The organism is Streptomyces sp. NPDC053750 (genome assembly GCF_044544295.1).
Classification (GTDB): Bacteria; Actinomycetota; Actinomycetes; order Streptomycetales; family Streptomycetaceae; genus Streptomyces.
The window spans coordinates 802,907-826,109 of sequence record NZ_JBITXB010000001.1 but is presented as its reverse complement, the minus strand read 5'-3'; the positions used below and the strand labels follow the sequence as shown (position 1 = coordinate 826,109).

Annotated in this window: 23 protein-coding genes, 2 other RNA genes and 2 pseudogenes; 12 read left to right on the top strand and 15 right to left on the bottom strand. The window is 72.0% G+C overall.

Going from position 1 to position 23,203, the window contains the following annotated elements; genetic code table 11:
* The first annotated feature begins 12 nt into the window (after positions 1-12).
* From ACIGO6_RS03625 to ACIGO6_RS03605, 5 genes are all read left to right on the top strand, one after another.
* A complete protein-coding gene (locus ACIGO6_RS03625; RefSeq protein WP_399870720.1) occupies positions 13-807 on the top strand; it encodes a YmdB family metallophosphoesterase in 795 nt (264 codons plus the stop codon).
* Complete coding sequence (locus ACIGO6_RS03620) at positions 804-1,631, top strand: cyclase family protein (protein ID WP_399870717.1); 828 nt, start codon at positions 804-806, stop codon at positions 1,629-1,631. The genes ACIGO6_RS03625 and ACIGO6_RS03620 overlap by 4 nt, the downstream gene beginning before the upstream one ends.
* Positions 1,632-1,813: 182 nt before the next feature.
* Positions 1,814-3,469, top strand: a complete 1,656-nt coding sequence (locus ACIGO6_RS03615) for a 2-isopropylmalate synthase (protein ID WP_399870715.1) — start codon at positions 1,814-1,816, stop codon at positions 3,467-3,469.
* Positions 3,469-4,062 carry a 3-isopropylmalate dehydratase small subunit gene (gene leuD, locus ACIGO6_RS03610; RefSeq protein WP_399870712.1) on the top strand — a complete coding sequence of 198 codons (594 nt, stop codon included), beginning with the start codon at positions 3,469-3,471 and terminating at the stop codon, positions 4,060-4,062. The genes ACIGO6_RS03615 and leuD overlap by 1 nt, the downstream gene beginning before the upstream one ends.
* 46 nt (positions 4,063-4,108) lie before the next feature.
* Positions 4,109-5,530 carry an aldehyde dehydrogenase (NADP(+)) gene (locus tag ACIGO6_RS03605; RefSeq protein ID WP_399870709.1) on the top strand — a complete coding sequence of 474 codons (1,422 nt, stop codon included), beginning with the start codon at positions 4,109-4,111 and terminating at the stop codon, positions 5,528-5,530.
* A 71-nt stretch (positions 5,531-5,601) separates the two neighbouring features.
* On the opposite strand, the gene ACIGO6_RS03600 is transcribed toward ACIGO6_RS03605, so the two are convergent.
* From ACIGO6_RS03600 to ACIGO6_RS03575, 6 genes and pseudogenes are all read right to left on the bottom strand, one after another.
* Positions 5,602-6,264 (bottom strand): LuxR C-terminal-related transcriptional regulator, encoded by a 663-nt coding sequence (locus ACIGO6_RS03600; RefSeq protein WP_399870707.1) that lies wholly within the window; start codon positions 6,262-6,264, stop codon positions 5,602-5,604.
* A gap of 399 nt (positions 6,265-6,663) precedes the next feature.
* Positions 6,664-7,067: RNase P RNA component class A (gene rnpB, locus ACIGO6_RS03595), an RNA gene on the bottom strand.
* A 70-nt stretch (positions 7,068-7,137) separates the two neighbouring features.
* Positions 7,138-7,965 (bottom strand): annotated as a pseudogene (locus ACIGO6_RS03590) (DMT family transporter); the annotation flags it as partial.
* A 22-nt stretch (positions 7,966-7,987) separates the two neighbouring features.
* The gene (locus ACIGO6_RS03585; protein ID WP_399870705.1) at positions 7,988-8,821 is read right to left on the bottom strand and encodes an AraC family transcriptional regulator; all 834 of its coding nucleotides are present in this window, start codon (positions 8,819-8,821) and stop codon (positions 7,988-7,990) included.
* Between the two features lie 27 nt (positions 8,822-8,848).
* Positions 8,849-9,418 (bottom strand): Uma2 family endonuclease, encoded by a 570-nt coding sequence (locus ACIGO6_RS03580; RefSeq protein ID WP_399871590.1) that lies wholly within the window; start codon positions 9,416-9,418, stop codon positions 8,849-8,851.
* 126 nt (positions 9,419-9,544) lie between these two features.
* Positions 9,545-9,922, bottom strand: coding sequence for a hypothetical protein (locus tag ACIGO6_RS03575; protein WP_399870703.1), 378 nt, complete (start codon positions 9,920-9,922; stop codon positions 9,545-9,547).
* A 474-nt stretch (positions 9,923-10,396) separates the two neighbouring features.
* Between ACIGO6_RS03575 and ACIGO6_RS03570 the strand changes: the two genes are divergently transcribed.
* Positions 10,397-10,987: a hypothetical protein gene (locus ACIGO6_RS03570; protein ID WP_399870700.1), complete on the top strand. Its 591-nt coding sequence runs from the start codon at positions 10,397-10,399 to the stop codon at positions 10,985-10,987.
* 38 nt (positions 10,988-11,025) lie between these two features.
* On the opposite strand, the gene ACIGO6_RS03565 is transcribed toward ACIGO6_RS03570, so the two are convergent.
* From ACIGO6_RS03565 to ACIGO6_RS03545, 5 genes and pseudogenes are all read right to left on the bottom strand, one after another.
* Complete coding sequence (locus ACIGO6_RS03565; protein ID WP_399871588.1) at positions 11,026-11,661, bottom strand: response regulator; 636 nt, start codon at positions 11,659-11,661, stop codon at positions 11,026-11,028.
* The gene (locus ACIGO6_RS03560; RefSeq protein ID WP_399870698.1) at positions 11,661-12,860 is read right to left on the bottom strand and encodes a sensor histidine kinase; all 1,200 of its coding nucleotides are present in this window, start codon (positions 12,858-12,860) and stop codon (positions 11,661-11,663) included. The genes ACIGO6_RS03565 and ACIGO6_RS03560 overlap by 1 nt, the downstream gene beginning before the upstream one ends.
* A gap of 89 nt (positions 12,861-12,949) precedes the next feature.
* Entirely contained in the window at positions 12,950-13,612 is a 663-nt protein-coding gene (locus ACIGO6_RS03555) for a DedA family protein (protein ID WP_399870695.1), read from the bottom strand.
* A 207-nt stretch (positions 13,613-13,819) separates the two neighbouring features.
* Positions 13,820-13,998: RNase P RNA component class A (gene rnpB, locus ACIGO6_RS03550), an RNA gene on the bottom strand.
* Positions 13,999-14,010: 12 nt separating this feature from the next.
* A pseudogene (locus ACIGO6_RS03545) lies at positions 14,011-14,497 on the bottom strand (Uma2 family endonuclease).
* Positions 14,498-14,594: 97 nt separating this feature from the next.
* Here ACIGO6_RS03545 and ACIGO6_RS03540 point away from each other — a divergent pair.
* The 4 genes from ACIGO6_RS03540 (at position 14,595) to eda (ending at position 17,498) form a co-directional block, all read left to right on the top strand.
* The gene (locus ACIGO6_RS03540) at positions 14,595-15,359 is read left to right on the top strand and encodes a MerR family transcriptional regulator (protein ID WP_399870692.1); all 765 of its coding nucleotides are present in this window, start codon (positions 14,595-14,597) and stop codon (positions 15,357-15,359) included.
* The gene (locus tag ACIGO6_RS03535; RefSeq protein WP_399870690.1) at positions 15,356-15,985 is read left to right on the top strand and encodes a hypothetical protein; all 630 of its coding nucleotides are present in this window, start codon (positions 15,356-15,358) and stop codon (positions 15,983-15,985) included. The genes ACIGO6_RS03540 and ACIGO6_RS03535 overlap by 4 nt, the downstream gene beginning before the upstream one ends.
* Positions 15,986-15,995: 10 nt before the next feature.
* Positions 15,996-16,778: a peroxide stress protein YaaA gene (gene yaaA, locus ACIGO6_RS03530; protein ID WP_399870687.1), complete on the top strand. Its 783-nt coding sequence runs from the start codon at positions 15,996-15,998 to the stop codon at positions 16,776-16,778.
* Between the two features lie 75 nt (positions 16,779-16,853).
* A complete protein-coding gene (gene eda, locus ACIGO6_RS03525) occupies positions 16,854-17,498 on the top strand; it encodes a bifunctional 4-hydroxy-2-oxoglutarate aldolase/2-dehydro-3-deoxy-phosphogluconate aldolase (RefSeq protein ID WP_399870684.1) in 645 nt (214 codons plus the stop codon).
* Here eda and ACIGO6_RS03520 read toward each other — a convergent pair.
* The 3 genes from ACIGO6_RS03520 to ACIGO6_RS03510 are packed head-to-tail and all read right to left on the bottom strand — an operon-like array spanning position 17,473 to position 20,392.
* Complete coding sequence (locus ACIGO6_RS03520) at positions 17,473-18,783, bottom strand: bifunctional RNase H/acid phosphatase (RefSeq protein WP_399870681.1); 1,311 nt, start codon at positions 18,781-18,783, stop codon at positions 17,473-17,475. The genes eda and ACIGO6_RS03520 overlap by 26 nt on opposite strands.
* An 11-nt stretch (positions 18,784-18,794) precedes the next feature.
* Entirely contained in the window at positions 18,795-19,538 is a 744-nt protein-coding gene (locus ACIGO6_RS03515) for a zinc ribbon domain-containing protein (RefSeq protein ID WP_399871585.1), read from the bottom strand.
* Positions 19,535-20,392 (bottom strand): Nif3-like dinuclear metal center hexameric protein, encoded by an 858-nt coding sequence (locus tag ACIGO6_RS03510; protein ID WP_399870677.1) that lies wholly within the window; start codon positions 20,390-20,392, stop codon positions 19,535-19,537. The genes ACIGO6_RS03515 and ACIGO6_RS03510 overlap by 4 nt, the downstream gene beginning before the upstream one ends.
* Positions 20,393-20,590: 198 nt before the next feature.
* Between ACIGO6_RS03510 and ACIGO6_RS03505 the strand changes: the two genes are divergently transcribed.
* Both ACIGO6_RS03505 and ACIGO6_RS03500 read left to right on the top strand, forming a co-directional pair.
* Positions 20,591-21,811: a hypothetical protein gene (locus ACIGO6_RS03505; protein WP_399871583.1), complete on the top strand. Its 1,221-nt coding sequence runs from the start codon at positions 20,591-20,593 to the stop codon at positions 21,809-21,811.
* A 97-nt stretch (positions 21,812-21,908) separates the two neighbouring features.
* Entirely contained in the window at positions 21,909-22,079 is a 171-nt protein-coding gene (locus ACIGO6_RS03500; RefSeq protein WP_399870674.1) for a hypothetical protein, read from the top strand.
* A 121-nt stretch (positions 22,080-22,200) separates the two neighbouring features.
* Here the strand turns inward: ACIGO6_RS03500 and ACIGO6_RS03495 are convergent, their stop codons facing one another.
* Positions 22,201-23,082: a MaoC/PaaZ C-terminal domain-containing protein gene (locus ACIGO6_RS03495; protein WP_399870671.1), complete on the bottom strand. Its 882-nt coding sequence runs from the start codon at positions 23,080-23,082 to the stop codon at positions 22,201-22,203.
* Between the last annotated feature and the right edge of the window lie 121 nt (positions 23,083-23,203).

Sequence of the window (23,203 nt, the reverse complement as noted above, 5' to 3'; positions counted from 1 at the left end):
GGAACACCTGCCGTGAACATTCTCTTCATCGGTGACATCGTCGGAGACCGCGCCGTCACGGAACTCTGCGCGTGGTTGCCGGGATTCCGCGCCGAGCGGCGGGTCGACCTGGTTGTCGCCAACGCCGAGAACTGCGCCCCGACCGGCCTCGGCATGGCCGAGGCCCAGGTGGACCAACTGCTTGCGGCCGGGGTCGACATCATCACCGGCGGCAACCACTCCTGGGACAGCGAGGAGTCGGTACGGCTCCTCGAACTGCCCCAGGTACTACGGCCATTGAACATCGGCGCGCACATCCCGGGCCGCGGCCTGCTGCACGTGGACACCCCGGCCGGCGAGGTCACCGTGATCAACCTCGCCGATCACGCCGCCATGAGATCGGTCAAGGCGATCGAGGACACCTTCCGGCCGGCCTTCGAGGCCTGGCGCGATGCCGAGCGGCGGGGTACGGTCCTCGTCGACTACCACGGCGACCACGTCCTGGAGAAGCAGATCTTCGCCCGCGCCGTGGACGGCGTGGCGACAGCCGTTCTCGGCACGCACAGCCACGAGGCCACCATCCCGCTCCACGTGCTGCCCGGCGGCACCGGCTTCGTCACCGAGGTGGGCATGACCGGTCCGTCGGACGGTATGCAGGGATTCGCCTACGACATCCTGGTCAAGGGGCTCCACGAGACCGGCAACGCCTTCGCCTACGGGATACCCCCCGTCTCCGCCGGTCCCCTCGTGCTCGGTGCCGCACTGCTGCAGACCGAGCAGCGACGCACCGTCGGCATCGAGCGCGTCACCTGGGGGACGGGACGATGACCGCGCCGCTTCCCGCCGCCCTCACCTACACCACGGTGGTGGACCTCTCCCTGCTGGTCGCCGAGGACCTGCCCTGCTTCTGGTCGACCCACCAGCCCTTCCAGCACAAGACGTGGAACTGGTTCACGGACGTACGCTCGCCCGCGGGATCGGTGTCGGGCCGGGGCGGCCCCTACGCGACCCGCTGGATGGCGATCGACGAGCACACCGGTACCCACTGCGACGCGCCCACCCATTTCATCCCGCCCGAGGAATCGGGGCTGCCGCACGCAGGGCCCGCCGGCGCCCTGTCCGTGGACACGCTTCCGCTGGACCAGTTGATGGGCCCCGCCGCCGTGATCGACGTCTCCGCGCTCGCCGAGCAGGGCGCACCGGATGGGACGAGCCCGCTCGTCCTTCCCGAGCTGATCACCGAGTGGGAAGCGTCGCACGGGGAGCTGACCGTCGGCGACGTGGTCCTCCTCCGCACCGGCTGGGACACGCGCTACCGGCGCGGCGAGGCCGGCCATGGCTACCTGCACGACGTCATCGTCACCCGGACCGCGCCGGGCTGGCCCGCCCCGTCCGTCGAGGCGCTGGAACTGCTGCTGGCCCGCGGTGTGCGCTGCGTGGGCATCGACGCCCCGTCGATCGGCGCCGCGCACGACCCCGTACCCGTGCACGTCGCCGGTCTGCGCACCGGCGCCGTCTACATCGAAGGGCTGACCCGCCTCGACGAACTGCCGTCCCGCGACGCCTGGTTCTGCTTCCTGCCCCTGAAGATCGAGCACGGCACGGGTGCGCCGGGACGCGCCGTGGCTCTCCTGCCCACCGCCCCGGCGTGAGCCGCCCCACCCCAGCGAGCCGTTGTGTCCGCTTCGGCTACGACGAAAGTCACATGCACGGCATCCCTTTCGGCGATGCCACGAGGGCGTCCCGGCAGAAGACTTGGTCACGCTGACACGCCGGTCCCCGGTTCCCCTCGCCCACGTCCCCTGTCAGTCCAGCCGAGAAGGCGAGCCACCACATGGAGACCTCGACCAGCCGTCAGCGCACCAGCGGCATGCCCGTACACAAGTACCGGCGCTACGAGAAGTTCCCCCTGCCCGACCGTCAGTGGCCCGACCGGATGCCCGAGCGGGCGCCGCTGTGGGCCAGCGTCGATCTCAGGGACGGCAACCAGGCGCTCATCGACCCCATGGACATGGACCGCAGATGGGCCATGTACCGCCTGCTCCTGCGGATGGGCTTCAAGGAGATCGAGGTCGGTTTCCCCCTGTCCTCGCAGGCCGACCGGGACTTCACCCGCGCCGTGATCGAAGAGGACGCCATTCCGGACGACGTGACCATCCAGGTGATGTCACCCATCCGGGACGGCATGATCGAGGAGACGGTCCGCTCCGTCCGAGGTGCCCCCCGAGTGATCCTCCAGATCTACAACCCCACCTCGACCGCCCAGCGCAGGGTCGTCTTCGGCATGTCCCGCGAGCAGGTCAAGCAGCTCGCTCTCGTCGGAGCCGAACGAGCCCTCAAGCTCCGCGACTCCCTGCCGGGCACCGAGATCCATCTCCAGTACGGCACCGAGTCGTTCACCCAGACCGAGCCCGAGTTCGCGCTCGAGGTGTGCAATGCCGTGCTCGACCTGTGGCGGCCCGAGCCCTCCGAGCAGTGCCGCATCGTGCTGCCGAGCACGGTGGAGTGCTACCCGCCGCACGAGTTCGCCGACCGCATCGAGTGGATGCACCGCAACCTCGCCCACCGTGAGGCGATCATCCTCTCCCTCCACCAGCACAACGACCGGGGCAGTGGCATCGCCTCGGCCGAACTGGCGCTGCTGGCAGGCGCCGACCGAGTGGAGGGAACCCTCTTCGGCAATGGCGAACGGGCCGGCAACGTCGACCTGATCACCCTGGCCATGAACCTGTACTCGCAGGGCATCGACCCCCAGCTCGACCTGAGCTTCCTCGACGAGGCCCGGCAGATCGTCGAGTACTGCAACCGCCTCCCCGTCCCGCCCCGTCAGCCCTGGGCCGGGGACTTCGTCTACACGTCCTTCGCCGGATCCCACCAGGACGCCATCAGCAAGGGCCTGACGGAGCGCGGCACCGGCGAGGGCCTCTGCTGGGACGTGCCCTATCTGCCGGTGGACCCCCGGGACGTGGGCCGCGACTACCAGGCCCTGATCCGCATCAACCAGCAGTCCGGTAAGGGCGGCATCGCCTACCTCATGAAGCAGGAGCACGGATACGTGCTGCCCCGCCGGCTCCAGATCGAGCTGGCCGCCGTCGTCCAGACGCGGTCCGAGGCTGCGGGCGAGGTCACACCGGAGCGGCTGCTCCACTGGTTCGCCGACGAGTACCTCGCGGACGGCGCCCACGGAACCGACGGCCCGAACACCGTTGAGCCGGTGCCCGCACAGCAGGCGGAGTCCGCGCTGGCCGCTCTCCTCGCCGACCGGCGACTGCGGGGCACGCTGCGTGAACTCGTCGTGCAGCCGCCGGACATCGCGACGGCGGACGGCGCGGAGACCGGCTGGAAGGTCTACGTCGAAGTGGCCGACGGGGCCACGGTCCGCTGGGGCGTCGGGGCAGGTGTGACGAAGGACGAGGGTCTGGGTCGCGCCCTGCGCTCTGCGGTACGCCGACTGGCAGCCGCCACATACACGGGATCGGAGGAGTCCTGATGGAAGCACTGGTACGGCACACCGGAACCGTCGCACCCCTGGAACGCAGCGGTGTGGACACCGACCAGATCATCCCCGCGCGGTTCTGCCGACGGCTCGGCCGGACCGGCTACGAGGACACCCTCTTCTACCGCTGGCGGCAGGACGCGGACTTCACGGTCACCTCGGAGCGCCACGCGGGCGCCAGCATCCTGGTCAGTGGCCCCGACTTCGGCATCGGCTCCTCCCGGGAACACGCCGTGTGGGCACTGCGCGACTTCGGGTTCCGAGTGGTGGCGGCTCCCTCCTTCGGGGACATCTTCCGGGCGAACGCGACCAAGAACGGTGTGCTGACCGCCGAGGTGCCCGAGGAGAGCGCGGCGCGACTGCGTCAGGCGGCCGTCGCCCGGCCGGACCTGCCCGTCCTCGTGGACCTGGAGCAGCGCACGATCACTGCGGACGGTCTGGTCGTCGGGTTCGACATCGACGGTTACAGCCGCTGGCAGCTGATGAAGGGGTTCGACGACCTCCAGGCGACCCTGAGCAAGGTGCAGAAGATCAGCGCCTACGAAGCGACCCGCCCTGGCTGGCTGCCGACGACGCTCGGGTCATGACAGAGCCCGATCGTGGAAGACGAGGAAGAAGAGAGCTGGAAAGACGATGACACATCTGTACGGCATCGATGCCCGGTCCGGCGAGCGTCTGGAGCCCCCGGTCCCGGAGACCACGCCCCAGGAGGTGGCGGAGTGGTGTGCGGCGGCTGACCGAGCGGCGCCGGTCCTGGCCGCGCTGCCGCTCGGTGCCCGAGCCCGGATGCTCGAGGCCGTCGCCGCAGGCCTCGACGCCGTGGCGGGCGAGCTGATCACCCTGACCGACACGGAGACCGCGCTGGGGCGTCCCACACTGGAGGCCGAACTGGTGCGGACCACCAACCAGTTGCGCCTGCTCGCCGAGGAGGTGCGGCGCCCCGACTTCCTGGACGGGCGCACCGAGCGGGGCCCGGACGGCACACCGTCGTTCCACCGGACCCTGCTGCCCGTCGGCCCGGTCGCCGTGTACGCGGCGAGCAACTTCCCCCTCGCGCTGGCCGTCGCCGGCTCGGACACCGCCGCGGCGCTGGCCGCAGGGTGCCCCGTCGTCGTCAAGGCGCACCCCGGCCACCCCCTCACCTCGCGGCGCATCGGCGAGGTCGTCACCGCGGCACTGCGGGACGCCGGAGCGCCGGACGGCACGTTCTCCGTGGTGCACGGGATGGCGGCCGGGCAGGCGCTGATCACGGATCCGCACATCAGGGCTGCCTCGTTCACCGGTTCCCAGGCAGGCGGCCGCGCGCTGTTCGACGCCGCCGCCTCCCGCCCCGACCCGATCCCGTTCTACGGTGAACTGGGCAGCGTCAATCCCGTGTTCATCACCCAGGCGGCCGCCTCGGCCCATCGGGCGGAGATCGTGTCCGGCTTCGTCACGGCAGCCACCCGCTATGTCGGTCAGCTGTGCACCAACCCGGGGCTGCTGTTCCTGCCCGCGGGCCACGGCCTTGAGGAGGCTCTGGCGGCCGAGCTGTCCACCATCCCTGCGGCCCCCCTGCTCAACCGGCGGATCCTGGAGGGCTTCCGCCAGGGCACCCAGCGCCTGTCCAAGGCCGCGGACCCGCTGGTGGCCACCGCCGACGGCCCCCATCTGTTCCGTACGACGGTCCAGGACTTCCTGGAGCGCCCGGAACTCGTGGAGGAGTGCTTCGGCCCGGCGTCCGTCCTCGTCGCCTACGACGACGAGGTGGAACTGCCCACGGTGGCCGGTCGGTTGCCGGGGTCCCTGACTGCCACCCTGCACGCCGAACCGTCCGATGCCGCGCTCGTGGGGCAGCTCCTTCCCGTGCTGACCCGCAAGGTGGGGCGCGTGGTGTGGAACGGCTGGCCTACCGGTGTGGCGGTGAACAGGACGATGCACCACGGCGGACCGTGGCCGGCGACCACCGCCGCCGCGTACACCTCCATCGGCACCGAGTCCGTCCGGCGCTTCCAGGTTCCGGTGACCTTCCAGGACTTTCCCGAGGAACTGCTGCCGACCGCGCTGAAGGCGTAGCCGCCGAGGGCGTGGGGCGGAATGCGGTGGCCGAACGACCGCATTCCGCCCCACCCCGCCGTGCTCGCGCCTCAGGAGGCGTTGGGCTGCCGCCGCAGGGTCAGCAGACACATGCTCTCCGCCTTGTTCACCGCGCTGATGCGGGTATCGACGTCCAACTTCAGGTAGATGTTGGTCAGATGACGCTTCACCGTGCCTTCGGAGATGAACAGTGACCGGGCGATGTCCGAGTTGCGCAGCCCCTGCGCGACCAGTTCGATCACCTCGATCTCCCGCTCGGTGAGGATCCCTCCGTCGGGATCGCTCAGCCGCTCCATCATCCTGCGCGGCACGGACAGCAGGACACGGTCATGGCTGCGCGCCGCACCACGGATCGTGGCGGCCAGGTCGGCGCCGGTCGACTCCTTGGAGATGAAGGCGTGCACACCGAGACCCATCGCCTTGCTCACCGTGCGGACGTCGTCTTCCGCGTGCAGGACGGCGATGCTCACCGAGGGTTCGAGATCGAGGAGTTGACGCAGCAGCGTCATGAGCGGCGGCCCCGGCAGCTCCGCGTCGAGCAGCACGACGTCGGGACACTGTCGCGTCGCCGTCGCGAGTACCGCTGATCCGGTGTCGCTCTGTCCGACGACGTGAACATCCGACGTGGTCTCGAGGATCTTGGCGACCCCCTCTCTGAAGAGATCACGCCGGCCGCCCACCACCACACGAATCCGCTCCTCAGCCCTCAGCACGCAGCCTCCAAGACTCTGCAGAGCGATCCCCGCTCAGATCCATGCGAACGATCGTAGGCACTCCCACCTGGCCGGCGCAGCCCGCACGTTCATGTAGATGAACCCACACGATTTAACGGCCACTCGTGCTGAGGACGCACTCGACCGGAGCCGGCGGAACGCGTCTGGACGGGTCAAGGCCCGTGCCCAGTGAGGCCCTGGCCCGTTCCAGAGTCTTGCCGCGCTCGTGATGCGGCGACTGGACCGACACGGTCGCCGACTGCCCCCAGAGTGAAGGAACTCTGGAGAAACAGCGGGCAGCACGATGACAGCGGAGACGGATGAGGCGCGGGATGAAAGATCAGAAAGGGCCTCCACGCGGGTCAGAGGCCCTTCATCAGGTAAAGCCGCAGGTGGCGGCAGACGAGTCGGGCTGTACGCCGGGTTCTGTTCCGGAAGGTCCTCGCGGGCCTTCCGGCGACGGCCATCCATCTAGGACCGGCGTTGCCACCGGCCTCCAGCGGTCTACCCGCGGACTCGGGCGGGCAGCCCTCGATCGTCCGCGCAGAGCGCTTTTCACGGCGCTCCTCTTGACCTTGCTCCGGGTGGGGTTTACCTAGCTGCCCAGGTCGCCCTGGGCACTGGTGGTCTCTTACACCACCGTTTCACCCTTACCGGGGGCCGAAGCCTCCGGCGGTCTGCTTTCTGTGGCACTGTCCCGCGGGTCACCCCGGGTGGCCGTTAGCCATCACCCTGCCCTGTGGAGCCCGGACGTTCCTCGGGAAGCCCCGCAAGGGACTCCACGCGGCCGTCCGCCCGGCTCGTCTGCCGTGTCGACCATGGTACCCGGCGGACCTCCCCCCTTGGACCGGCGGCGGCCGTCGCGAGGACCGAGCCGGCCAGGATCAGGGTGAAGGCGACGCCGATGCCCAGGGTCAGGTCCTCGTCCAGGAAGAGGGCGCCCGCGGCGACGGCGACCGCCGGGTTGACGTAGGTGATGACGCCCGCCCGGGTCGGGCCGACCTCCTTGATCAGCTCCAGGAAGGCCACGAAGGCGATCGCGGTACAGACGACGCCGAGGCCGGCCAGGGCGGCCAGGACCTCGCCCGGCGGGAGGGCCGCGGGCCGGGTCAGGAAGGCGGCGGGGGCGTAGACGACCGCGGCCAGGGCGAGGCAGGGGGTGATGAGCTGGAGGGTGGGGACGTTCTTGAGGTGGCGGGCGGCTATCAGGGGGGCGGTGGCGTAGCCGACGACCGTCACCAGCACCTCGGCCAGCGACCGGGCGTCGCCGCCGGTCAGGTGCGGCACGGTGAGGACGGCCACGCCCCCGAGGCCGAGGGCGAGTCCGGCGGTCCGGCGGGCGCCGACGCTTTCCTCGGCGCCGAAGAAGCGGGCCAGGAGGACGGCGACGATGGGGACGCCCGCGATGAGCAGTCCGGCGGTGGAGCTGGAGAGGTGGCGTTCGGCGTCGGTGAGCGTCCACCAGGGGCCGATGATCTCGATGACCGCGAAGGCCAGCATCGGCTTCCAGTGTGTCCGGACGGTCCGGGCGAGGCCGCCCTGCCGGAGGGCGAACGGGAGCAGGAGGGCGGCGCCGAGCGCGCACCGGGTGAACACGATCACGGACGGGGAGAGGTCCTCCACCGCCACCTTGATCATCAGATAGGGGATGCCCCAGACCACTCCCATCAGGGAGAACAGGGCCCAGCCGCGTGCAGTCATGCCCGCAGTCTGCGGGCGGCCCTCACCCGCCGTCTTGAACGCTGTTGCGGTAGGCCGCGGGCGTCACGCCGAGGACGCGGCGGAACCAGCGCGTCAGGTGCGCCTGGTCCGCGAAGCCCACCAGGGGCGCCACGTCCGCCGGGCGCAGACCCGCGTCCAGGAGCCCGCGCGCCCGGGCCACCCGGTGCTGGGCGAGCCAGGCGTACGGCGGTATCCCCATCGTCGTACGGAAGGCGCGCAGGAGTTGGTAGCGGGACAGGCCGAGGTCGGTGGCGAGGGCGGCCAGGGACGGCGGGGCGAGGAGTTCGTCGGCGAGACGGTCGCGTACGACGCGGGCGACGCGGTCGGCGCCGGGGACCGTGTCATCGGCCGCGCGGGCCGTGGAATGGCGGCGGACCAGGGCCGTGAGCAGCCAGGGGAGGCGGGACTCCGCCTCCAGGGGGTCGGGGCAGTGGGTCAGGTCGGTGTGCGCGGCGCGCAGGGCCGCGGCGAGTTCCGGATCGTCGAGGACGGGTTCACGGAAGTGCGGGAGGGCCGCGCGGGCGCGTGTTCCGTCGGTGAGGAGGGACGGGGCCGCGTAAAGGGCCCGGTACGAGTAGCCGTCGGGGGCGGCCGGGCCGCCGGTGTGCATCTCGCCGGGTTCGAGGACGACGATGGAACCCGGCCCCGAGTGGATGTGCCCGCCCCGGTAGGCGATGACCTCCAGGCCTCCGACGGTGACGCCGACCGTGTACTCGTCGTGGGCGTGCGGGGCGTAGACGTGGCGGTCGAAGCGGGCGGTCAGGAGGTCGAGGGGCGGGCCTGCCCTGCCCAGCCGGGCCCTGGTCCACCGTGCCTGTTCGCCGCGTGCGTCCACCGCTTCCCACCCCCTGCCCCCACGGGATCAGAGGAAGTCGGCGGTGTCCAGTTCGAAGGCGAAGGGGGCGGGGAGAGCGAGCGGTTTGCCGAGGGGGCGGGTGCAGTGCTCCCGGTAGTCGTCCTTCTCCGGGTCGCTGAACAGTGTGATCGACGAGGCTTCGCGGTCGACGAGCAGGTAGAGGGGGATGCCTCCGCGGGCGTAGCAGCGGCGTTTGGCCTCGCGGTCGGCCTGAGGCCTGGTGGAGGTCACCTCGAGGACCAGGGCGACGCCTTCGCAGGGCATCCAGGCGTCGGCGCCGCGGTAGAGCCGCAGTGCGGTCGGGGCGAAGGTGCCGTCCGGGATCGCGTGGTCCTTCGGGCAGGCGCCTCCGCTTTTCAGCTTCAGGCCCTTGTTCCCGGAGAACTGCATGTCGGTCCGGGACTTCCGGATCACCTGGCTCACGATCAGCCCGATGTAGTCCTCGTGGTCCCCGTCCGGCGGCGGCGTCACAACGATCTCCCCCTCGATCAGCTCGGCCCGGAAGCCTTCCGGCGTGTCCAGAGCGAGGAACCCCTCCAGCAGGACGTCCGCCTGCGTCAGCGGCTCATGGGCCATGGCAGTCATGTCACGCCCCTCCTTCGGTCGCTCGCCAGAGTGGGACATCGGCTGATCACCTGTCCAAGAGATCGGGAACCGTTCCCTCGATCGTGGCACAGGATCACCGCCCTCGGGGAGCGCGGCTCAGCGGACGTACGTCTCGAAGCCGGCGTCGGCGCAGTAGGACGCCACGCGGCCCTCGGCGTCGGCATCGGCGTTGTCGACCGCCAGTGCGGTGTCCCGGAGGACGTGGCTGCCGGACCGGTCGAGTCCCTCCTTGTCGAGCCGTCTCGCGGCGGCGAGGGCCGCGTACCCGGCGACATCGGCGTTCTCGGACCGGTCCTTCTTCTTCTGCCAAGTCCCCAGCCTGGAGCAGTAGTGCTCGCGCGTCTCGTCATCCCGTTCGGTGTCGTGGGACGAGCAGCCGCTCACCAGGCCTACGAGGACGAGGACGGCTGCTGCCCACCGCATGACGGACCGTGTGCTTCCGTGGCCGCGTACGACCTCGCCTCTGCGTCGCATGAGATGCCCTCCCCGTGATCACCTCCGGTGAGTATGGGCCACCGGCTCGGTCGCGAGGCACCCCGTTACCCTGACCAGGAGCCCCGCTGAAGCCGGAGTCGCTGTCGCTGCCGGGGCTGGCCGCCGCCCGGGAGACCGTTTCTCGCCGACCGTTGGGGCGTCGAGCCGTATCCGCCCGGCGGCAAGACGGTCCGGGCCGATTGCGACTGCAGAGGTCCCGGCCCATCGACTTCCTGATGCGGCGCGGCCTGCTGTGGCTGGGTCCGGCCCACACCGTTGATCACGTACTGCCCGCCCCGGAAGATGATCACGAAAGCCTTTCGTCCATAGCGAGGGCCGAGGGAACGTGATGCCGGTTCTCCGAGGCCGGTAGATTCGTGGGTGGTGCCGGATGAGACACCGGATGCAGGTGGCTCTTCAGGCACCAGCAAGGACGATACGCCGTGGGCGCTGCAGGTCATCCAACAGTTCTCGGTGCCGGCGATCGGGCTGTTGGTGGTGGCCATGGTGGTCGGGCAGCTCGTGGTGTACCGGCTGGAGAATCCCGCGCCGCCGTCGGCCGACTGGCCCCGTGACCGGGTCCCGTATCCCGGCCTGGACGCGTACGACGAGGACGAGGCGGCCGTCTACTTCGACCGGGACGCACAGGCCGCCGAGCTGACGCGCAGGCTGCACGCCACCGCGACGGGGCTCTCCGACCGGTTCCTTCTGCGGGCCGGGGCGTCCGGCAGCGGGGAGTCCTCACTCGTGCGGGGCGGGGTGCTGCCCCGGCTGCGGGAGCGCCGCTGGACCGTCGTCCCGCCCTTCTCGCCGGCTACCGGGAGGCGTTCTTCGGAACGCTCAGCAGGGTCAGTGGATGTCCCCGGGGTCGGTAGTGAAGATCCCGCGCTGCCGTGCCGGGCCACCGTCAAGGCACCCCAGGCGTCCATCGCGTCCGGCCCCTTCTTCGCCGGCAGGGAAGCTCGTCCCAGTACGGTGCCGATGCGCCGCCCGAGCCGTCTCTGGAGACGTACTTGGCCCGACGGTGCCCCGGCACGTGAGTGCCTCTCACCCATGGGCCCATGAGCAGGTTGGCAGGACACGGCGGGTCCGGAAGGTCGTGCTCAGGACTCCAGGTAGCGCAGCACGGCCAGGATCCGGCGGTTGTAGCCGGTGGTGTGCGGGAGTTCGAGCTTGTCGAAGATCGTGTTGAGGTTCTTCTCCACCGTGCTCATGGAGACGCACAGCTTCTCCGAGATGCCCGCGTTGGTGTGACCCTGGGCCAGCGTCTCCAGGACGCTGCGCTCGCGGGGTGTCAGCCGGGCCAGCGGGTCGCTGTGCGTCGTCCGGATCACCAGCTGCCGGACGACCTCCGGGTCGATGGCGGCGCCGCCCGCCTGGATCCGCTCCAGCGCGTCGAGGAACTCCTCGACCTGGGCGACCCGGTCCTTCAACAGGTAGCCGACCCGCTCGGCGTTCGGCATCAGCAACTGCGCCGCGTAGTTGCGCTCCATGTGCTGGGACAGAACGAGGACCCCGACGCCGGGCCACCGCGTGCGGATCTCCAGCGCGGCCCGCAGCCCCTCGTCCGTGTGGGTGGGCGGCATCCGGATGTCCACGACGACCAGATCCGGCGGCTGGGCCTCGACCTCCCGCAGCAGGGCGACGGCATCACCCACCGCGGCGGGGACCTCGTGGCCCTCCTCGGTGAGCAGCCGGACCAGTCCCTCTCGCAGCAGGGTCGAGTCCTCGGCCAGCATTACGCGCACGGCAGCTCCGCGGTGATCGTGGTGGGCCCCCCGCAGGGGCTGTGGACGTGCAGCCGGCCGTCGAGGGCGCCGACGCGGCTCTGCAGCCCGGTCAGTCCGCTGCCCTCCGGCTTCGCGCCGCCGGCACCGTTGTCCTCGACCCGCACGACGAGGACAGGGCCGTACGTGCGGACGCTCACCTGGATCTCCGTGGCGGCCGAGTGCTTGGCCGCGTTGGTCACCGACTCCGAGACGACGAAGTACGCGGCGGTCTCGACGGAGGCGGGCAGCGGCTCGGTGAGCGCGATGTCGGTCCGAACGGGGATGTCGCACCGTTCCGACACCCCGGCCAGCGCCTCCTGGAGGCCCAGGTTGTCGAGCGCCGTCGGGTACACCCGCCAGGCCACTTCCCGCAGCTCGGTGAGGACGTCCTGTGACTCCTTGTGTGCCTGTTCCAGCAGACTGCGGGTCTGCTCGGGCGTGCGGCCGCCGCGACGGGCCCGCCCGAGGAGCATGGCCAGCGCCACCAGACGCTGCTGCACCCCGTCGTGCAGGTCCCGCTCGATGCGCCGGCGCTCGTTGTCGACCGCCCGGAGCACCGCCGCCCGGCTGGTGGTCAGTTCGTCGATGCGCTGCCGCATCAGCTCGTGCTCCGAGGGGCCGAAGCACTCGCGGGCCAGCCGCGCGTCGAGCGCCTCCAGGGAGAACAGGCCTTGCACGTCCAGGAAGAGCAGCACTCCGCCGAGCACGACCTGGGTGACCAGTTCCGCCCAGTCGAGGCCGCCCCTGACCAGACCCTCGACGAGCAGCGCCGCGAGAACCGCGCCGAGGGCGAGCAGGCCGAGCACGACGCCGGTGATCAGACCGGAGTACGTGCGGGCGGCGAGGTAACGCAGGACGCGCCGGCCGGGCACGGGGCGGTCGGGGAAGCGGTCCCCGAAGAAGACCGAGCGACGCCGCTGTTCGAGCGCCGCCATCCGCCGGGCCCCGGCGGTGAGGGCGGCGAACGACCATCGCCGGGTGCGCGGCCACAGCAGGAGCGGACCGAGCGGAACTCCGGCTCCGACGAAGTACAGCAGTCCCAGCAGCGCGGTCGGACAGCCGAGGAGGACGCCCGCGGCCCGCAGGGGCAGCGCCGGGGACGGCGTGCCCGAGGCCTCGCCTCCCGGCAGCGCGGTTCCGGGCGCCGTCGGAAGAGGCTGGCTGGTCATGTCCGCCGGTTCCCCCCGCACGGCCGCCGAGCGTAGCCGGGCGGCACAGCCGGGGCAAGATCGTTCGACGGAGGTGAGAACGGGGCCGGTCACGACGTACGGCGGTGCTGGGCGGCGGGGCGGGAGCGCAGCCGGACCCCCATCCAGCAGGCCAGTGCGGCAACCACCAGCACCAGGACAGCCTTGCTGATCACACCGACGTAATCACCGACGGTTTCCCACCGGTCGCCCAGCCAGTAGCCGGACATGACGAGGACGACGTTCCACATCAGGCTGCCGAGGGCCGTCAGCGTCACGAACGTGGGCAGCGGCATGCGCTCGAGGCCGGCCGGCACGGAGATCAGGCTGCGGAAGATCGGCACCATGCGGCCGAGGAGGACCGCCTTGGTGCCGTGCTTGGCGAACCACTCCTCCGTCCGCTCCAGGTCAGCGGTCTTGACCAGCGGCAGTCGGGCCCAGATCGCGTACATCCGCTCACGGCCGAACAGGGCGCCGATCCAGTAGAGGGCGGTGGCTCCCACCACGGAGCCGAGAGTGGTCCAGAAGAGGGCCGCGAAGAGGCTGATGACGCCCTGTCCGGCGGCGAAGCCGGTCAGCGGCAGGATGATCTCGCTCGGCAGCGGCGGGAAGAGGTTCTCCAGGGCGACGGCCAGGCCGGCGCCGGGTGCGCCCATGGCGTCCACCAGGTCGGCCGCCCATCCCGCGATGCCGGTCGCGGGCTCCTGCGGCAGCGCACGGGTGATGTGGTCCATTTCGAGGTCTCCGGGTACGACAGGCGACAGGTACGGAACACCGCGGCCGGTGCCGCGATCCGGGGACCACGCTAGAAATTCCCTGCTCGATGCCGGTATGCGGAAAGCCGTCGAACCCGCGCGGTTTCCCGCACCCCGACCCTGCGGTTCTCCGCAGGGAGGCGCCGCGGGCGCGCGGTCCGGTCCGGTCCGAGGCGAACGTCCTTGCTCCGGGTGGGGTTCACCTAGCTGCCCAGGTCGCCCTGGGCACTGGTGGTCTCTTACGCCACCGTTTCACCCTTGCCGGAGGCCGAAGCCTCCGGCGGTCTGCTTTCTGTGGCACTGTCCCGCGGGTCACCCCGGGTGGCCGTTGGCCATCGCCCTGCCCTGTGGAGCCCGGACGTTCCCTGCGGACGGGCTCAGACGAGGTCGGTGGTGTCCGGTTCCAAGGAGAAGGGGGTGGGGAGGGCGAGCGGTTTGCCGAGGGGGCGGGTGCAGTGCTCCCGGTAGTCGTCCTTCTCCGGGTCGCTGAACAGCGTGATCGACGAGGCTTCGCGGTCGACGAGCAGGTAGAGGGGGATGCCTCCGCGGGCGTAGCAGCGGCGTTCGGTCTCACGGTCGGCCTGAGGCTTGGTGGAGGTCACCTCCAGCACCAAGTGTCAGGCCCATGTGCGCGGAGAACTGCGTGTCGGTCCGGGACCTCCGGTACATCTGGCTCACGATCCTGCTGATGCAGTGCTCGTGGTCGCCGTCCGGCGGCGGGGTCAGGGTGATCTCCCCCTCGATGAGTTACGCCCGGAAGCTCACAGGAGTCTCCAGATCGACGAACCAGTCCACGAGCAGCTTCTGTGTGATCGGGTCGTGTGCGATCGCGGATGCCGTCCTCTCCCTCTTTCGTCCCGCCATGCTGAGGCAGCCGCCCATCGCCGTCCGCGAGTATGCAGCCGTTCCCTCGATCGTGGCCGCTTGACCCTGCCGCAACGGCAACGTTTCTACTGAGGCCATGCGGATCGGAGAACTCGCCGACGCCGTCGGCGTCACCACGCGGACCGTGCGGCACTACCACCACCAGGGCCTGTTGCCCGAGCCGGAGCGGCTGGCCAACGGGTATCGGACGTACACCCTGCGGCACGTCGTCGTGCTGGCCCGGATCCGGCGGCTGACCGAGCTGGGGCTCGGGCTCGCCGAGGTGCGGGACGTGCTCGCGGACGAGGCCGGGAAGGATCTCGCCGAGGTGCTGGAGGAGCTGGACGCGGATCTGGCGCGGCAGGAGGCGGCGATCCGGGAGCGGCGGGCTCGGCTGCGGGTGCTGTTGAAGGCGGAGGGCGGACTGCCGGCCGAGGGGCCGGTCTCGCCGGAGCTGGCCGCGTTGTTCGCCGACATCCCCCAGTCGCCCGAGGACTCGCCGATGGCGGCCCGGGACCGGGAGATGCTGGCGCTCCTGGAGACCACGGTGGCTCCGGAGGACCGGGCGCGACTACTGGAGACGCTGCGCGGTGCGCTGGGGTCGCCGGAGGCCGTCTCGCGCGCCCATCACGCCTACGCCCTGCTCGACGACCTCGTCGACGCTCGCCCGGACGACCCGCGCGTCGGTGAGGCGGCCCGTGCGCTGGCCGACTGTCTGCCCGAGGAGATGCTGCCCGAGGAGGAGGACTTCCTCGACTCCGGGCACAGCTTCCTGCGGGCCTTCTACGCCGACTTCGCGCCGGCTCAGGCGGAGGCGATCCGCCGGGCCATGGAGATCGCCTCTCGTGGGCGGCGGTCATGAGGGTGCCCTGGCTCCTCGTCCGGCACGAGCTGCGCCTGCTGGCGAGTCTGTGGCTGTGGGCGGCCCGGCGGACCCATGGCACGGTGGGTGGCGGGTCGGTCTTCGGGTACACGCGGGGGCAGGGCGCGATGATGTTCGGCCTGGGCTTTGTGTGCGTGATCGAGTCCGTGATGATGTCCGTGCTGCTGCGGGACTGGCCGACCGTGCACCACGTGGTGCTGGTCCTGGACGTGTACACCGTCGTGATCGTGATCGGACTGCACGCCGCGGCCGTGGTCCGGCCGCATGTCCTCGACCCGGCCGCCGGGACGCTGCGGATTCGCCGGGCCGTCCACGTCGACGTGCGGATACCGCTGGAGCGGATCGCGTCCGTACGCCGGGAGCTGCGGACGACGCACGCGTCGGCGGACGGTGAGCTCGATCTCGCCGTGGGCTCCCAGACCTCCGTCACCCTCACACTCAAGGGGCCCGTCACCCATCTCTCCTTCTTCGGGCGGCGGCGCGAGGTCGGGGTCGTCCGCTGTCACGCCGACGACCCGGGGGCGTTCGTGCGGGCCGTGGACCAGGCACGGGAGGGGTACGCCGGTACGCCGTACCCTGACCGGGGGCCTTGGAGCTCGATGTGAAGGAGTACGTGTGCTTGTCCTGCTGCCGCCGTCCGAGGGGAAGGCCGCGTCCGGCCGGGGTGCCCCGCTGAAGCCGGAGTCGCTGTCGCTGCCGGGGCTGGCCGCCGCCCGGGAGACCGTTCTCGGTGAGCTGGTCGAGCTGTGCGCCGGTGACGAGGAGAAGGCGCGCGAGGTGCTCGGGCTGAGCGAGGGGCTGCGCGGCGAGGTCGCCAAGAACGTGGCGCTGCGGACGGCGGGGGCGCGTCCGGCCGGTGAGATCTACACCGGGGTGCTGTACGACGCCCTGGATCTGGGCTCGTTGGACGCGGCCGCCAAGAGGCGGGCCGCCCGGTCGCTGCTGGTGTTCTCGGGGCTGTGGGGTGCGGTGCGGGTGACCGACCGGATTCCGTCCTACCGGTGCTCGATGGGCGTGAAGCTGCCGGGACTCGGCGCGCTGGGGGCGTACTGGCGGGCTCCGATGGCCGAGGTGCTGCCGGAGGCGGCCGGCAGCGGGCTGGTGCTGGACCTGCGTTCGGCGGCGTACGCGGCGGCCTGGAAGCCGAAGGGTGAGGTGGCCGGGCGGACGGCGACCGTGCGGGTGCTGCACGCGCCGACCCGGAAGGTGGTCAGCCACTTCAACAAGGCGACCAAGGGGCGGATCGTACGGAGTCTGCTGACGTCCGGGAGTGCGCCCGAGGGGCCTGCGGAGCTGGTGGAGGCACTGCGGGAGCTCGGGTACGAGGTGGAGGCGGAGGCGCCCGGGAGGGCGGGGCGACCTTGGGCGCTGGATGTGCTCGTGGCGGACGTCCACTGAGGGGCCTCGTCGCGATCCGTTGCAGTATGCGCAATGAGCTTTGCGCATACTGCATCGTGCGGGCACGATGAGGGCATGAGCTCACCCTTGCCCTCCGTACTCGATCTCGCCCCCGTCGTGCCCGTCGTGGTCGTCGACGACCTTGCCGACGCCGTGCCGCTCGCCCGCGCGCTCGTCGCCGGGGGGCTGCCCGCGATCGAGGTGACGCTGCGTACGCCGGTCGCGGTCGACGCGATCCGTGCCATCGCCGGTGAGGTGCCGGGCGCGGTGGTCGGAGCGGGGACGGTCGTCACGCCGGGCCAGGTGGACGACGTCGTGGCGGCCGGGGCGCGGTTCCTGGTCAGCCCGGGGTGGACGGATCTGCTGCTGGAGACGATGCGGGGGTCCGGGGTGCCGTTCCTGCCGGGGGTGTCGACCACGTCGGAGGTGGTGGCGCTGCTGGAGCGCGGGGTGCGGGAGATGAAGTTCTTCCCGGCCGAGGCCGCGGGCGGCACCGCGTACCTCAAGGCGCTCGCCGCCCCGCTGCCGCAGGCCCGCTTCTGCCCGACCGGCGGCATCGGGCCGGCCTCCGCGCCGGAGTATCTGGCGCTGCCCAACGTCGGTTGTGTGGGGGGTAGTTGGATGCTCCCGAAGGACGCGGTGGCCGGCCGGGACTGGGGGCGGGTCGAGCAGCTCGCCCGCGAGGCCGCCGCGCTCAGCGCAGGTGCGACGTGTCGTTGAACAGGCGGACGCTGGCGCCGCCGTCCGCGTAGTACGCCACCGCCGACAGCGACGCCGCCGACAGTTCCATGCGGAACAGGGACGCGGGCGGTGCGCCGAGCGCGAGCCGTACGAACGTCTTGATCGGCGTCACGTGGGAGACCAGCAGGACCGTGCGGCCCGCGTAGGCCCTGGCCAACTTGTCGCGCGTGGCGGCGACCCGGGCGCCGGTCGCCGCGAAGCTCTCGCCGCCGCCGGTCGGCTCGGCGTCCGGGGAGGACAGCCAGGCGTCCAGGTCGTCGGGGTGGCGCTCGCGCACCTCGGCGAAGGTGAGGCCCTCCCAGGCGCCGAAGTCGGTCTCCCGCAGGCCCTCCTCCACCACCACCTCCAGGCCGAGGCGGGCGGCGACGACGGCGGCGGTCTCGCGGGTGCGGGCCAGCGGTGAGGCCACGATCGCCTGGATGGTGCCGCGCCGGGCGAGGCTCGCGGCGACCTTCTCGGCCTGCTCCCGGCCGACGGACGACAGGGAGGGGTCGCTGCCGCCGCTCCCGGAGAACCGCTTCTGCGGGGTGAGGGGCGTCTCGCCGTGCCGGAGCAGGACGAAAGTGGCGGGGGCGCCCATGTCGGGGGGTCCCCAGCCGGGCGAGGCCACGGTCCTCGCGGCCCGCACGTCGGCCTCGGCGGCGACGGCGTCGCCGGTGGCGGAGGGGCGAGCGCCGGGAACGGTGTCGTCCTCGGTCCGCGCCGCCTGGGCGACACGTTCGTCGACGGCGGCACCGCCCGGGGCAGCAGCCTGCTCCCCCTCGGCCCGACCTGCGCCGGCAACCCGGCCGCCGGCGGCGCCACCGGCGTCCAGTTCCGCCGTCGACGCCGACGGCGACCACTGCTCACCGCGCGCCCCCGCGTCCATCGCCTCGTTGGCCAGGCGGTCGGCGTGCTTGTTGTTGGCGCGGGGGATCCACTCGTACGTCACCCGGCCCGGCGGGAAGACGCGGGCCGCCTCGGCGGCCAGCGGCTTCATGTCGGGGTGCTTGATCTTCCAGCGGCCCGACATCTGCTCGACGACGAGCTTGGAGTCCATCCGGACGTGGACGGTCGCGTCCGGATCCAGCGCCTTGGCCGCGCGCAGGCCGGCCAACAGGCCCCGGTACTCGGCCACGTTGTTCGTGGCGACGCCGAGGTACTCGGCGGCCTCGGCCAGGGTCTCCCCCGTCGCCGCGTCCAGCACCACCGCTCCGTAGCCCGCGGGCCCCGGGTTGCCCCGCGACCCGCCGTCGGCCTCGACGACGAACTCCCGATCCGCCACGGGACGCGCCCCTACAGCCCGGAGTCGGCCGTACGCACCAGGATGCGGCGGCAGTTCTCGCAGCGTACGACCGTGTCGGGCGCCGCCGAGCGGATCTCGCTCAGCTCGGTGATCGCGAGCTCCTGGCGGCAGCCCTGGCAGCCGCGCTGGTACAGCTTGGCCGCGCCGACGCCGCCCTGCTGCTCGCGCAGCTTGTCGTAGAGCTTCAGCAGGTCCGCGGGGACCGACCCCGCGACGACCTCGCGCTCCTTGGTCACCGAGGCCGCCTCGCCGTCCAGCTCCTCGACGGCCGCGTCGCGGCGCGCGGTGGCGTCGTCGATCTTCCCCTGCACGGCGCCGACCCGTTCGGTCAGCTCGGTGACCCGCTCCTGTGCGGACTCGCGGCGCTCCATCACCTCGAGGACGACGTCCTCGAGGTCGCCCTGCCGCTTGGCGAGGGAGGCGATCTCGCGCTGGAGGTTCTCCAGGTCCTTCGGGGAGGTGACGGCGCCCGAGTCCAGGCGCTGCTGGTCGCGGGTGGCGCGCTGGCGCACCTGGTCCACGTCCTGCTCGGCCTTGGTCTGCTCGCGGGCGCAGTCGCTCTCCTCGGTCTGCGCGGCCACGAGCAGGTCGCGCAGCTGGGTGTGGTCCTTGGTCAGCGACTCGATCTCGGCGTGCTCCGGCAGGGACCGGCGCTTGTGCGCGAGCTGCTGGAGCCGGACGTCGAGGCCCTGGACGTCGAGGAGTCGGATCTGGTCGGCGGGCGCGGCTTTCAGTTGGGGGCTCCCATGGGGCTAGAGGTCGGGGTGGACGCCGCGTGGGCGGTCCAGGGGTCGGTGACCGTCTTCGAGACGTGGACCCTCAGGTCCCATCCGTTCCGGTCGGAGATCTCGTCGAGCTGGGCTGCGGCCAGCTCGCACCAGGGCCATTCGGTGGCCCAGTGCGCCGCGTCGAGCAGCGCGAGCGGACTGTGGGCGCGGGCCTCCGACACGGGGTGGTGGCGCAGGTCCGCGGTGAGGAAGGCGTCGACGCCGGCCGCCCGTACGGCGTCGAAGAGGCTGTCGCCGGAGCCGCCGCTGACGGCGACGGTGCGGACGGTCGCCTCCGGGTCGCCGGCCACGCGGATGCCCTGCGCGGTGGCGGGCAGCCGCTCGGCGGCGCGGGCGGCGAGCTCGCGGACGGTCAGCGGATGCTCCAGCTCGCACACCCTGCCCAGGCCCCGGCGGCCCTCGGGGTCCGTCGGGTCCGGCACCAGGGGCGCCACGACGCGCAGGTCGAGCGCGCCGGCCAGCGCGTCGGAGACGCCCGGGTCGGCGGTGTCGGCGTTGGTGTGGGCGACGTGCAGGGCGATGTCGTTCTTGATGAGCGTGTGCACCACGCGGCCCTTGAAGGTGGAGGCCGCCACCGTCGTCGTACCCCGCAGATACAGCGGGTGGTGGGTGACGAGCAGGTCGGCGCCCAGTTTCACCGCCTCGTCGACGATCTCCTGGACGGGGTCGACGGCGAACAGAACCCGGGAAACCTCCTGGTCGGGTTCGCCCACGACGGTGCCGACCGCGTCCCAGGACTCGGCCCGCTCGGGGGGCCACAGGTTCTCCAGCGCGGCGATGACTTCTGACAGACGGGGCACGCATGCAAGGCTACCTGGCTGTTCTGTCCCGCTGTACCCGCAGCGGGCCCTCGCGACCGCCCGCCTCCGGCACAGCACACACCACCCCTTCCCCTCAGGCGAATCGTTCCTGTGCCACACGTACGTGTGATGAGGAGCGGTCACCGGCCCCCGGCCGTGCGTACGAAAACTAACTTCTTCGCCGGAGGTGACCGAATGATGACGGTCTGTGCGATCGAGCCTTCGGCGGACCACGGGAACGGAGGGACGCCGCGGCCGGGCTGCACCATCACCGCGGAGGGCGGCTACGCCGCGCGCCTCGCCCTCAGCGGCGACTCCTGGTACCCGGAGCGCTGGACCCTGGACGGTCCCGAGCCGTACGCGGTGCCGCTGCCCGGACATCAGCCGGAGGAGCCCGGCACCGAGGTGCAGCCGATGGGCGACGGGCGGGTCCTGGTCCACCGCGTCGCGGCCGGACGGCACGTCTTCTCGCTGCTGTACCCGACCGGCCCCGGCACCGGCGAACTGCCGCTCGGCGCGATCGAGTGCCCCGACGACACCACCGGGCTGCGGCTGCTGCCGCCGGCCCCGGGCGGCGAGCGGGCGTACGCCCTGGCCGTCGGGGAGCGTACGACGGTGCTGTGGCGGGTGGCGGGCGGCGCCTTCGGGCCCGAGCGTCTGGCCGAGGTCCCCGGCCGCTGTTCGGGCGGGGTCTGGCTGGACCGCACGGGCCGGATACTCGCCCTGGACCGGGAGGCCGGCGGGCGCACCAAGGCGGTCGTGGTGGACCTGGAGCGGGGCGGCGAGATCTCGCCGCTGCTGCAGATCGCCGCGGACAGCGACGACCGGATACTGCTGGCCGACCCGGACAGCGGCCTGGTGCTGATCCGCTCGGACGCGCCCTCGCCGGGGCAGGAGCGGCTGGGGTGGGGGGTGTTGGGCAGCACGCTGCCGGTGCGCTTCCCGGAGTGCCTGCGGCTGCCGGACTGCGTCGTGACGCCGTTCGCGGTCCAGCCCGGCCAGGTGCTGACGCCGGAGCGGTGCGCGGTGGCGCTGCGCATCGACGGCGCGTTCGGCAGCTGGGTCGGGCTGTGGCGGCCGGTGGAGCGGGAGGTGCGTCACCTCCCGTCGCCCGAGGGGTGGTTGGCGGGGGCCGGGGTGTGGACGGCGGGCGGGGAGCTCCGTCTGCCGTGCGCCACACCCCAGTTGCCGTGCGGCGTGGCGCGGCTGGCGGCGCCCTGGCCCGACGACGAGCGGGCGGAGAACGGGGCGACGACGGAGAGCGGGGCGACGGCGGAGAGCGGGGCGACGGCGGAGGACGGGGCGCTGGCGGAGGGCACGGCTCCGGAAGGGCCCGACGCAACGGACGCCCCGGACCCCGCCCCGCCGCGTCCGGTACCGCTGCAACAGGCCCCGCTGGCACGGCTTGTAACGAAGTAGTGCCGGTTGGCGTGGTCGCCTGGATTCGGGCCGAGGTGTGCCGGTTACACTCGCCCGGCTGTAGGAAAGATCATGTTGACGGGGTGAATTCCTTCCGATGAACGACGCCAGCACAACCCAGCCGATGCGGGCCGACGGTGCCGACGTTTCCGAGACCGACACCGGCCACGGCAAGCACCGCGGACCGGTCTCCAGCCAGGACGGCGAGGCGACTCCGCGGGGCCGCCACCGCAAGCCTGCGGAGGAGTCGGAAACGGCCGCCGCCTGACGGCACGGAACACGCTCACGCGGCAAGCACTCCGGCCCCGTTCGTCGCATCCGACGGACGGGGCCGTTGTCGTCGGCTGTTGCCGTCAGCCGTCGTCGGCCGTCGTCGTCGGCCGTCGTCGTCACGCGTACCGGACGACGGTGTCCGCGAGGACGGGTGCGTCGTCGCGCCGGGCGGCGCTCACGGCGACCCGCACCGTCCCCGCCCCGCCCCCGTCCGGCGCCGCCTTCCGCCACATGCGCACCCGCAACGTCTCCCCCGGGTACACGACCCCGGCGAACCGCGTGCCGTACTCGCGCACCCGGGCCACCTCACCGTCCAGCACCGTGTCGACGACCGACTTGAGCGTGCTGCCGTAGGTGCACAGCCCGTGCAGGACGGGCCGGTCGAAGCCGGCGCGCGCCGCGAACTCCGGGTCGGCGTGCAGGGGGTTCCAGTCGCCGCAGAGCCGGTAGAGCAGCGCCTGGTCCTCGCGTACGGGCCGCTCGACCACATGGTCGGGAGCCTCTTCGGGCGGCGGGGCCGGACGTCCGGACGGTCCCCGCTCGCCGCCCCAGCCGCCCTCTCCCCGTACGAAGATCTCGGCCTCGTCGGTCCACAGCGGCCCCTCCGCGTCGGTGACGTCGGTCCGCAGGACCAGGACGGCCGCCGTGCCCTTGTCGTACGCGGCGACGATGCGCGAGGCCGCGCTCGCCCGGCCCCGCACCGGGACGGGCCGGTGCAGGCGCAGGCGCTGCCCGCCGTGCAGGACGTGGGCCAGGTCGACGTCGACGCCGGGCATGGACAGCCCGCCGATCACGCCGGGCGGTCCGCCGCCGGCGACGGTGGCGAAGCTGGGCAGGACGTGCAGCCGGGACTCCAGGGTGTAGCGCAGCTCGCGGGGGTCGGTGGCGGGGACGCCGGCGCCGATGCCGAGGTGGTAGAGCTGGACGTCCTTGTGGTCCCAGGCGATCTCGCGCACCCGGGGGCCGGCGGCGAGCGCCTCGGCCGCGTCGATGGGCATGGCTCTCCTGTCACCCCGGTCACGACGGCGATCACGGACAACGTCGACCGTGATCACGGACACCTCGACCGTACGGGACGGCGGCCACCCGTGAGGGAAGAGCCGGCCGGCGCGATCCGCC